The 222-nt window shown below is 48.6% G+C and carries 1 pseudogene; it reads right to left on the bottom strand.

Annotated elements, in window-relative coordinates:
• Nucleotides 1–222, bottom strand: a pseudogene (locus tag HEN33_RS26095) (exonuclease); the annotation flags it as partial.

Genomic DNA, 222 nt, shown 5'->3' with positions numbered 1-222 from the left:
ATACAAAACCAATTTCAGCCAGTGCCTCGTCCATTTTTTCGATGAACTCCGGCACCATCTCGTCAAAACTCGTCATGTACTTTTCATCCCGCTCAACCACGACATAATGCAGTCCTTCACGTTTCATACGCGGGTCATAGTTGGCAAAGTACCAGGCATCTTTTCGTGTCACCCACATGCTGTACTGCACCTGGGCCATGTAAGCCGACTTTATGGCCTCGA

Origin of the sequence: Escherichia sp. 94.0001 (assembly GCF_013369155.2) — a bacterium.
In the GTDB taxonomy this organism is placed as follows: domain Bacteria; phylum Pseudomonadota; class Gammaproteobacteria; order Enterobacterales; family Enterobacteriaceae; genus Escherichia; species Escherichia coli_F.
The sequence above is the reverse complement of the archived record's forward strand: the minus strand, read 5'-3'. Positions and strand labels throughout refer to the sequence as shown.